This window comes from Vibrio sp. 10N.222.51.C5 (assembly GCF_041474575.1).
Taxonomy (GTDB): Bacteria; Pseudomonadota; Gammaproteobacteria; order Enterobacterales; family Vibrionaceae; genus Vibrio; species Vibrio crassostreae_C.
In genome coordinates this window covers 57,114-67,434 of the sequence record NZ_JBFRUJ010000008.1, presented here as the reverse complement: position 1 = coordinate 67,434, position 10,321 = coordinate 57,114, and the positions used below count along the sequence as shown (strand labels likewise).

The following is a 10,321-nucleotide window of genomic DNA, read 5'->3' as shown; positions in this document are numbered from 1 at the left end:
GGGTTCATGGGGCGGATACCTTCGTATCAACTGAGATCACACATAGAGTCGCTTTCGTAAGATAAAAAAAGGAGCTCAAATGAGCTCCTTATCGAGTTGTTACATATTGTTTAGAGGTGATCTCTATAGGTGTTCTAAGATACTTAGACAACTCTTTTTAGCATCACCAAACGACATTGTTGATTTTTGATTGAAAATTAACCAGCTTCTTTTTCTAAGTAAGAGAAAACCTTCAAAGACATGCGTTCACCGTTAAGCTCGATAACATACTCTTCGTTGGTATCTACATTATAATAAAACTCTTTAAACTCACTTTTTTGAGCACCTTGTGGCCTGTACTCTTGAACAATTTTAAATTCATTGTGTTGAGTAGCGACAACACCCGCTATGCCGAGGCCATCGTCCCAGTGGCCATGATAAAAATCCATGGAGAAGTGTTGTGATGACCCGTCTTTCGCGTCAATGAACACACCTTCTGTTGGTTTGCCATCTAACCAAATATTCAAGCAGATTAGATAATCCTGCGTAGCTACCGACTTTAGGTTATTGTAATAGCCATTCTCCCACCAACCATCGTCTCTAACCAACCGAAATTCATCTTGCTTTGTATCGAATGCTTTACAATTGTAATCCACGTAATAATTACCTCGCGAAATACCTCCATAGAAAGACACTAGGTTAATGTCATTATCTGGATTTAGAACAAGGTCTATTATTTCAACCGCGTCTTCTTGAAATTCAAACTTAAAATAATGGTCGTCAGCAGCATATCGATTGTGAGAAACAATACTGTTGTTCAATATGATGGGATAGTCAGAATCTAAAATCACATCCTCGCTTTGACCATTAGCCCATATATAAGTTAAATAGTTGCTCGTCACTTCCGGAGTTTGCCCCTCATGCACAACAATATTATTGTTTTCGTCTACAGCAAAGGCATAAATTTGCTCCCCTTGAGATACATCATGCACTCTATCGAATACAAACACTCCAGAATCGGCATCTAGGCTGTATCGGCCTATGTAGGTTCTATAGCCTGCCTCATCACCTTCTAAATCTCTACCACGGAAATAGATAGCATTATCGTAAGCAACTTGATTAGAGCTGTTAACACTAGCAAACTCATCAGTCAGCCATAGGGTTTGCAACTCTCCATCCCTAAGCATTGGATAAAGCTCACCCGTTAACTTGTCTTGGATAAATGCGTATCGACCAACGTACTTGACATCTTCATAGTCGATAGTCGCATTATCAATCTGAACTAATGAATATTTTTTATTGATATCAAAGACTCGAAGAATATCAGGCTCTACGATATCGCATTCATTGATACCATCCTCATCTACTTTACAAGATGGGTTTACAGGGATGCCAACACCTGTATCTGGGTTTATGTGTTCGTACTGGTTAATATCACCGCTTGAATAAGCGGTTCTTGTGTTGCCTTGAACTCGGTCGAATGTTTGATATCCAACTTTCGGTGGTGTTAGGTACTTTAGTGAATCGTTCTCACCATTCCCGTTACTATTGTCACCATCGCTACCGCCACATGCCACCACAGACAGAGATAGTAAACTAGCTATCATTTTCTTCATTTTCTTCATTTTCTAAGCATCCATACATCTAGATTGGGTTTACATAGATTGATGCTAATTTTGTTGGATTTCGATAACCTATAAACACATGGTTACAATTTAAAATACTAACTCTTGTTATTGTTGACCACCTCACCAAATGCGCTAACTGTTAGATAGAAAAAAGCCCCGCAATAGCGAGGCTTCACATCAGTAGGTCAGCGTACCCACTTATAAGTGCTCTAAAATCTTAGAGCAACTCGACTTAGCATCGCCAAACAGCATCTGCGTGTTCTCTTTGAAGAACAGTGGGTTTTGCACACCGGCGTAACCTGTGTTCATCGAACGCTTGAATACGATAACATTCTGAGCGTTCCAAACTTCAAGTACTGGCATACCAGCAATTGGGCTGTTTGGATCTTCAAGTGCTGCAGGGTTTACGGTGTCATTCGCACCAATTACCAATACAGTATCTGTCTCATCGAAGTCATCGTTGATTTCGTCCATTTCTAGAACGATATCGTAAGGCACTTTCGCTTCAGCAAGCAGTACGTTCATGTGACCCGGTAACCTACCAGCAACTGGGTGGATACCAAATCGAACATTAATGCCCTGCGCTCGTAGCTTCTCAGTGATTTCATGCACTGGGTATTGTGCTTGAGCTACTGCCATGCCGTATCCAGGAGTGATGATTACTGACTTAGAGTTTTTCAGCATATCAGCCACATCTTCAGCTGATGTTTCGCGGTGTTCACCTTGCTCTTCATCGCCATCAGACACAACCACTTCTTGGCCGAATCCACCAGCAATAACGCTGATGAAAGAGCGGTTCATCGCCTTACACATAATGTAAGACAGAATCGCACCCGACGAACCAACCAATGCACCAGTTACGATAAGCAGATCGTTTGCAAGCATGAAACCTGCCGCTGCTGCTGCCCAACCAGAGTACGAGTTCAGCATAGAGACAACTACTGGCATATCTGCACCGCCAATCGATGCCACTAGGTGGTAACCGAATGCGAATGCGATAAGTGTCATCACCATTAGTGCGAACATGCTGCCGTCTGCTTTAACGAACATGATCATCAGCAGTGTAGAAACTACGATAGCCGCTAGATTCCACTTGTGCTTATGAGGGATGTTCAATGCAGACGAAGAGATAACGCCACGAAGCTTACCAAACGCAACAATAGAACCCGTGAACGTCACCGCACCGATAAACACGCCAAGGAACACTTCCACTAGGTGGATCACGTGCTCTGCATGAATATCTGCAGGGTTGATAGAAACAGTAGCAGGTGGATCGATGTAGCTGTTATAACCTACAAGTACTGCCGCCATACCTACGAAGCTGTGCAGAATTGCAACCAGCTCTGGCATTTCAGTCATTTCTACTTTTCTTGCGTAGTGGATACCAATACCACCACCGATCACCATAGCAATGATGATCCATACAATACCTGCAGAGTGAGGACCAAAGATCGTCGCGATCAACGCAATTGCCATACCCGTGATACCGTAATAGTTACCTGCACGCGCAGATTCCTGTTTCGATAACCCAGCCAAGCTCATAATAAAAAATACAGCAGCAACAATATAAGCTGCTTGTACTAATCCTTCAGACATCTGTTACTCCTTAGTCTTTACGGAACATTTCAAGCATACGTTTGGTCACGGTAAAGCCACCAAAGATATTGATACTTGCAATTAATACGGCAATAAATGATAAGAACGTGACGACGCCACTTCCTTGTCCGATCTGTAACAGTGCACCTACTACAATGATGCCTGAAATCGCGTTAGTCACGGACATCAAAGGCGTATGCAGAGAATGGCTTACATTCCAAACTACGTAATAACCCACCACACAAGCGAGAACAAAAACGGTAAAGTGAGATAAGAACGCAGCTGGAGCAACCGAAGCTACCCAAGCGAATGCACCAACAGCTACCGCCATACCCGCCACTTTCTTAATTGGAGAAACAGGTTCTTCAACTTTAGGCTCTGGTTTGGCCGCTTTTGGCTTAGCTTGTTGTGGTTGAGCTGAAACTTGAATTGGTGGAGCTGGCCAAGTGACCTCGCCCTCTTTAACCACAGTAACACCACGCAGAACAACATCTTCAAAGTCGATTTTGATGTTGCCATCTTTCTCTTTGCAAAGCAGTTTCAGAAGGTTAACTAGGTTCGTTGCATACAGTTGAGATGATTGAGTCGGCAGTCGACCAACCATATCAGTGTAACCAACCACCTTCACACCATTAGCCGTTGTAATGACTTGATCCGCAACCGTGTATTCACAGTTACCGCCATTGGCCGCCGCAAGGTCTACAATCACACTACCTGCACTCATGCTGTCTACCATCTCTTTGGTAATCAGCTTCGGAGCCGGGCGACCTGGAATCAGCGCCGTTGTAATGATGATATCAACGTCTTTTGCTTGAGCTGCATAAAGCTCTTCCGCTTTCTTATTGAATGCTTCAGACATCTCTTTTGCGTAGCCGTCACCAGCACTGGTATCTTCCTTGAAATCCACTTCCAAGAATTCAGCACCCATCGACTCAACTTGTTCTTTAACTTCAGGACGAACATCGAATGAACGAACGATTGCACCTAAGCTACCCGCAGCGCCGATTGCCGCTAGGCCAGCAACACCAGCACCTGCAACCAGTACTTTTGCTGGCGGAACTTTACCCGCAGCCGTAATCTGACCCGTGAAGAATCGACCAAACTCATGCGCCGCTTCAACAACAGCACGATAACCCGCGATGTTTGCCATAGAACTCAATGCATCTAACGCCTGAGCTCTTGAAATTCGTGGTACAGAATCCATCGCCATCACGTTGATGTTACGACTGGACAATTGTTCCATTAATTCTGGATTTTGGGCAGGCCAAATAAAGCTGACCAATGTTGCGCCATCTTTAAGAAGATCGATTTCATTTTTAGACTCGTCAACGATCGGAGCGTTAACTTTAAAGATAATATCGGATTTCCAAGCTTCATCTGCGGTGACAACTTTTGCTCCAGCTTGTTCATAAGCTGCATCTTCAAAACTTGCTAACGCACCTGCTTGTGATTCAACACAAACTTCAAATCCTAATTTTAGAAGCTGTTCTACCGATTTCGGCGAAGCAGCGACTCGCGTTTCACCAGCGAGCGTTTCTCTTGGTACACCAATTTGCATAGCTATTCCTTGACTATTGGCACGAATGACTTATTCGTTTGTATCTAACGACAACTAATACTTCAAGCGTTTTGTTCAAAGAACAGGAAAAGTTATTACTTATAACGATTTGGATGGAGTTTGAGCGCTTCATTTGGATAAATGACGACCGTCTCGAACGAAGAGGTCAAACCACTTGCAAATAATCCTTTTAATAACAACCTACTAGCTGTTCTTTGTCCCTAAAACTAAAAAGAGCTTTCAGCATATACACTGAAAGCTCTCTAAATTATGACCAACATCAATTCTAACCCTAATTGGTTAGCTAAATATATTGTCGCCCATTTGGTCGATGAACATCTGCGATTTTTTGAGCATCAATTCATCGGCATCTTGTTTGTTTGAAACAACATCTGAACGAATAAAACGGTGAGTTTTGATTTCACCATCGAATTCTTTCTCGATTCGCCCAGCAACACGGTATTGACCAGATTCTGCAATGGCATCTTGATAGATATTGAAACCCTTATATTCGACTGGCTCAATCTCTACTTTTTGTTCGGTTTTTTCTTTGCCACCAAATAATCTAGAAAAGAATCCCACGTTTTTTTACTCCTTAAATGACCGTATTCACCCTAAACTATCATGACTGTTTACGGTTCAACAACGGCTTTTCATACCATTGCAACTCTACGTCATCGTCAAAATTGTGTTGACTAAATATAACAGGCACATTGTCGTCACGTTCACGTCTTCGATCGTCAATAATCATACTTTCTGCATTTTTGACCGCGATCTCACTATTGCGTTTATAGAGCACCAATTTGTCTTCTGGCAATGCTGACAGAAAATCGATATCAAAACGAATATAGATAGGTTTTAGCTGACCCAAAGCCAAGCACGCGAGATCGGCCAACTGTTCGTTGGTATAACTAGACACATATTCCTCGGTAGCCAATACATGACCGACCAGAGTTTCCATATAGTTATGTACATCAACACTAATTTGCATACCACACCTCCATTTGTAGCGGTTTTTCTAGTCGCAGTCGTTTCTAAAGTCACTTGAAACCATGCAATTCCTAATAGCTTTCTATAACTCAGTTATAGGCTTTACTGTCCATAGTTGAAACTTAGGCATTATTTAATCTTACTCTGACTTCATTACAGTTCTTCGTCGCTTAATGAAAAGGTCACTCAATGATAACTGATCATCAAGCCCTTTAAGTGACAGCGCCAACGTAAGAGCAGCAGAGCAGATTTTGTTAAGTATCTATAACGACTAATTAATTTCTCATATATACTGTGTAGTTCGTTCTAAGGTTAATAGCAACTCAAAATACATATAAAAATGATTGCACCAACAGCGACCTATGACTATGTTTTTGCTCTAATTTAGGCAAAAAGCTTGGCAATCGCTTGTTTAACCGTATCCTACGCATAGTATTAAATAATAAGATCATCAATATAGTTAGGCTCACCACATAAATGGCATCATCTTTTGTAACGTCGAGCATGTTTCGATTTTGCTTCCCTTTAGTCCTGTTAACAATTTTGCTCGTTGGTATGGACAACGTCATTCTCGTGACGGACTCAAATTTAGGGTTTGCTAGCAACCTCCCTTACATTTTATTGAGCGTTGCGGTTCTGCTATGCCATACGTTCAGACAAGGTCGAATGGCGATGGTATCGGTGACCATGCTTGTCGCTTATCTGATCATCCAAGTTCGCTTACAAACGCCTCTCAATACTGGCACAACGCTATTAGAGCTCTCGTTACTTGCGGCATTAGTACCTGTCACTTGCTTACTTGTTTATGCCTTCCCTGATAACGGCGTAAACTCAAAGTCGATGCTGCTCTACGCCATCGTTCTTGTTCTGTTTATGGTGTGGGCACAATTGATCGTCTCTCACTTCCATGCCGGCGGTTTTGAATCATGGAGTGATGGTCTTCTATTTATTGTCAGAGACTTCTCCAAACTGCCTTTTGTTTTGGTGTTGTATAGCCTTTGCTTACTTGGCCTTACTGCCATTCTCGTGTTGGTGTATAACCGCTCTATCGATGTTGTGGTTTATAGCGCTATCCTGCTTTCTTCTTGCACGTTCATCTTCTTCGACGTTCAGTACATCTCGAGCACCATGTTCTCGTTGTCAGGCACGTTGATCATCGTCTATGTCATGTCCGCTAGTCATGATATGGCCTTTAATGACCAACTGACTAACATTCCAGGTCGACACGCCTTAGAAGTCGATATGAAGCACTTAGGGCGTAAGTATTCGATGGCGATGGTCGATATCGATCACTTTAAGCAATTCAACGACACCTACGGCCATGACATTGGCGACGATGTGTTAAAACTGGTGGCGCGTATTCTGAGGGAAACCACAGGCGGCGCTAAAGCTTATCGCTATGGTGGAGAAGAGTTCACGATTATCTTCAAAGGCAAACATTCGGAACAAGTTAAAGAGCACCTTCAAGCTCTGATTTCCGAAGTTCAAAACTACGACATGACGATTCGGAATAGCCATGAGCGCCCCGACGATCATGAAGTGGGTATGAAAAAGCGTGGCAAGAACGGTAAACCATCGGAAGTGGTGAATGTGACGGTGAGTATTGGATTGTCTGATAGTACAACCACCAGACATCCTGAAGAGGTATTGAAGCTTGCTGACCAAGCGCTGTATAAAGCGAAAGAAACCGGTCGAAACAAATTATGTATTGACCGTTAACGATGGTTAAAAGCTAAAGATATTAAGTACTAGAGATCTAAATAGCTTAAGCCATTAATAGCGAACTGCTTCAATAACTATCACTTCCAAGTTCAACGAGCCTCATTGATTTGAGGCCGTATAGCTCAAGTGGAAAAAGAGAGCTTAATCTTGGTTGAAGAATATAACCAAGCTACCACCTTTTAAGCTACTTCCGTAGTTAATCGTAAAACCTATTCCCACGTTATCGACCCACTCATTAAATAGGTTTGGGTTAAGCAGCCAGCCAACACTGCCCTCGTAGTAAGATGTGGTGCCCATAGAGGCCACCGTGTCACCACCAATATCAATTCGTCTTATACTCGAGTACATCGATGTGATGTTCTTATCCCAACGTACGAGATCATAGAAAACCTTGGCTTCATTGGCGATATACCACCCTTCAGGATGACCGACATTGCCATTATTCGCCTCGCCCCAGCCGATGCCATTAAAGTAATGCCAACTGGTGCTCAATTTATACTTTCCCCAGTCATTCTTATCTTCGTACATCAGCTTGATTTTAGGCTCGATGATGTAAGCCCAAGCATCAGTATTGAGATATACGCCATCCAGTTGGTCTTGAATAGGCTTTAGCAACGAAGCGCGATATTCATAATCATTGCGGTAGTAAGAGATGTGGTTACCGATTGCAGAGCTGAAGCTCCAATATTCGTCTAGCTGGGACACATTCGCGAATTCGACGTAGCCAGACACTACCGACTCTTTTTGAAAATCGTTTCTGTTTGCTGCCGCGTACTCGACATCGTTCTCGATTCGCAATGCAGACAAGCGTAGCGTCACCTCTTGATGGTTGTCTTCGATGTAACTGGGTAATTCAAATGTGTAAGGCAAACTCAGGGAGGTGATGTTTTGGCGACGACTTACCGAATCATTCGAACCGATGTCTTCATTGTCCAAACTAAACACTTTATTGGGGTCAAAGTTATTGATACCAAAAGTGAAAACATCGGTGTCGTTGAGCAATACACTGGTGGCAAAGCTCTGCTCTAGATCCTTTCGAAAAAGATCAGATAGCGTATTGGCATTAACAGTGGTCGCCAAAGCGGTAAAAAATAGAGGAACCGCAAGCGTCCAAGATGTGTTAGTCATAGAAAATGACTTCGAATGTGGCATTTCTTTTATCACTTAAAGCACTTCCTAGCTCAAACGCTATTAGAAGTATAAATTCAAATATCTTAAAGAGCTCGCCAACTAACGCGCAAGCTCCAAAATGTTACGTTGTACAAAGGTATTTCTACCACTTTGCTTCGCTTGATAAAGCGCTTGATCGACCTTTTCGTAAATAGACGCAATAGATTCGCCACCTTCTGGCACAAATGACAACACACCTTGTGACGCTGTCACTCTATCCGATACCGTTGAGTGTTCATGAGCGTAGTTCATCTCATGCAATGCCTCTTTAACTCGAGTCGCGTGTACCTTAGCGCCTTCACTGTCTGTATCGCTAAGAATCAGAACAAACTCTTCACCGCCATAACGACCGACAAATTCTCCCGCACGAACAAACAGCTGTTTCAAGGTATTAGCAAGCCCTTGTAAGCACTTATCCCCTTGAATATGACCATAATTATCGTTGTAAGGCTTAAAGAAGTCTACATCTAGAAGTATGACTGTCATGGATATATTACGTCTTCCGTGCCACGCTATGCTCTCTTCAAGCTTAGTATCCATATATCGACGGTTATACAATTTGGTCAGGCCATCTTCGTTGGCTTGTTGCTGCAGAAGGATGTTCAGTTCTTCGAGTTTGGCTGTGCTTTGTTTTAGCTCTCGTCTCATGTGCGCGATACGTTGCATCGCAATCAGCTTAGAATTCAAAACAACCTTGTTTACTGGCTTGATCAGGTAATCATCGCCACCAGCGTCAATCGCTTTTGCGATCATCTCAGGTTCTTCGTGACCACTAAGAAAGATGATGGGAACCCATTCTGGGAATCGGCTTCGAACCTCATTCGCCACTTCAAAACCATCCATATCAGGCATGCTGATATCAAGTAACACGAGTTCAGGATCAAAATCAGAATAAACACTCAGGGCTTCTTTTCCGCTACCGACAGCTTCTACAATATGACCCAGTTGCTTGAGTCGGATAGCAAGTTGCATCCTGTCTAGTTGAACGTCATCAACCAGCAATATGCGCATTGAAGATCCCTTTTCTATCATCACATCACCTTTATCTAGTGTTGAATATTCAAAGTAGCTCAAATTTGGGCTTAAATCATGCCCTAATCTCTATATTATATTGACTTTTTTACAGATCTTTTTAGCATTGTTTCTTTTTAAAGAGAAATACTATGTCAGACGCTACAAACAACGAACAACAAGAAATCGATTTAACCACCATCTCACCAGAACTTCGTCAAGTTATCGAATTTGATGGCGTACCAAAAGAGATGCACTTTATGGTTACTTCTATTCACGAAGTGTCTGAAGAAGCAGTACGCGAAGCTTGGGATAGTCTTCCAGCAAGCGCACAAAATGTTTTAGACAACTTCGAGCAGTTCCACGCTCTAATCTCAGTTAGCCAAGCTTTCGCTGGTGTTAACGTGATGGAAGAGTTCCCTACTCTTAAACTTCCAGAAGACATGTCTGACGAAGAAAAAGAAGAGTACCGTGCTCAACTGCTAGACCAAGTTCTACACAACTGTGTAAAAGACATGGTTAAACAAATCAAGAAAGCTCGTCGTGATGCAATCTTGAAGCGTGATTTCAAAGAAGTTTTTACTAAGTAAGTCGCTAGTCGCCTAAACTAGGCTAAGCGCTAACAGTACTACTTAGAATTAAGCTGCATGTTTCTTTAAACACGCGG

Annotated in this window: 9 protein-coding genes; 2 read left to right on the top strand and 7 right to left on the bottom strand. The window is 42.6% G+C overall.

What is annotated here, in order from left to right:
* Positions 1–197: 197 nt before the first annotated feature.
* From AB4558_RS03160 to AB4558_RS03140, 5 genes are all read right to left on the bottom strand, one after another.
* A complete protein-coding gene (locus AB4558_RS03160; protein ID WP_372157955.1) occupies positions 198–1,604 on the bottom strand; it encodes a hypothetical protein in 1,407 nt (468 codons plus the stop codon).
* A 201-nt stretch (positions 1,605–1,805) separates the two neighbouring features.
* Complete coding sequence (gene pntB / locus AB4558_RS03155) at positions 1,806–3,203, bottom strand: Re/Si-specific NAD(P)(+) transhydrogenase subunit beta (protein WP_372074903.1); 1,398 nt, start codon at positions 3,201–3,203, stop codon at positions 1,806–1,808.
* Positions 3,204–3,213: 10 nt separating this feature from the next.
* Positions 3,214–4,761 (bottom strand): Re/Si-specific NAD(P)(+) transhydrogenase subunit alpha, encoded by a 1,548-nt coding sequence (gene pntA / locus AB4558_RS03150; protein WP_136974587.1) that lies wholly within the window; start codon positions 4,759–4,761, stop codon positions 3,214–3,216.
* Between the two features lie 300 nt (positions 4,762–5,061).
* Positions 5,062–5,343: an HlyU family transcriptional regulator gene (locus tag AB4558_RS03145; RefSeq protein WP_004731023.1), complete on the bottom strand. Its 282-nt coding sequence runs from the start codon at positions 5,341–5,343 to the stop codon at positions 5,062–5,064.
* Positions 5,344–5,383: 40 nt separating this feature from the next.
* On the bottom strand, positions 5,384–5,752 hold the full coding sequence (locus tag AB4558_RS03140) for a late competence development ComFB family protein (RefSeq protein ID WP_017060104.1): 369 nt from the start codon (positions 5,750–5,752) through the stop codon (positions 5,384–5,386).
* Between the two features lie 476 nt (positions 5,753–6,228).
* Between AB4558_RS03140 and AB4558_RS03135 the strand changes: the two genes are divergently transcribed.
* Positions 6,229–7,470, top strand: coding sequence for a GGDEF domain-containing protein (locus AB4558_RS03135; RefSeq protein WP_032545705.1), 1,242 nt, complete (start codon positions 6,229–6,231; stop codon positions 7,468–7,470).
* Between the two features lie 144 nt (positions 7,471–7,614).
* On the opposite strand, the gene AB4558_RS03130 is transcribed toward AB4558_RS03135, so the two are convergent.
* Positions 7,615–8,625 (bottom strand): Solitary outer membrane autotransporter beta-barrel domain, encoded by a 1,011-nt coding sequence (locus AB4558_RS03130; RefSeq protein WP_029235232.1) that lies wholly within the window; start codon positions 8,623–8,625, stop codon positions 7,615–7,617.
* 78 nt (positions 8,626–8,703) lie between these two features.
* Positions 8,704–9,675 carry a diguanylate cyclase gene (locus AB4558_RS03125; RefSeq protein ID WP_170791831.1) on the bottom strand — a complete coding sequence of 324 codons (972 nt, stop codon included), beginning with the start codon at positions 9,673–9,675 and terminating at the stop codon, positions 8,704–8,706.
* 131 nt (positions 9,676–9,806) lie between these two features.
* Here AB4558_RS03125 and AB4558_RS03120 point away from each other — a divergent pair, with 131 nt between their 5' ends.
* Complete coding sequence (locus tag AB4558_RS03120) at positions 9,807–10,244, top strand: DUF3069 domain-containing protein (protein WP_017060108.1); 438 nt, start codon at positions 9,807–9,809, stop codon at positions 10,242–10,244.
* The last annotated feature ends 77 nt before the right edge of the window (positions 10,245–10,321 follow it).

Excerpts from the sequence above, each read along its gene's own strand:
- AB4558_RS03130 (WP_029235232.1), bottom strand. The coding sequence starts at position 8,625 with ATGCCACATTCGAAGTCATTTTCTATGACTAACACATCTTGGACGCTT.
- AB4558_RS03140 (WP_017060104.1), bottom strand. The coding sequence starts at position 5,752 with ATGCAAATTAGTGTTGATGTACATAACTATATGGAAACTCTGGTCGGT.
- AB4558_RS03125 (WP_170791831.1), bottom strand. The coding sequence starts at position 9,675 with ATGATAGAAAAGGGATCTTCAATGCGCATATTGCTGGTTGATGACGTT.
- pntB (WP_372074903.1), bottom strand. The coding sequence starts at position 3,203 with ATGTCTGAAGGATTAGTACAAGCAGCTTATATTGTTGCTGCTGTATTT.
- AB4558_RS03120 (WP_017060108.1), top strand. The coding sequence starts at position 9,807 with ATGTCAGACGCTACAAACAACGAACAACAAGAAATCGATTTAACCACC.
- AB4558_RS03160 (WP_372157955.1), bottom strand. The coding sequence starts at position 1,604 with ATGAAGAAAATGAAGAAAATGATAGCTAGTTTACTATCTCTGTCTGTG.
- AB4558_RS03135 (WP_032545705.1), top strand. The coding sequence starts at position 6,229 with ATGGCATCATCTTTTGTAACGTCGAGCATGTTTCGATTTTGCTTCCCT.
- pntA (WP_136974587.1), bottom strand. The coding sequence starts at position 4,761 with ATGCAAATTGGTGTACCAAGAGAAACGCTCGCTGGTGAAACGCGAGTC.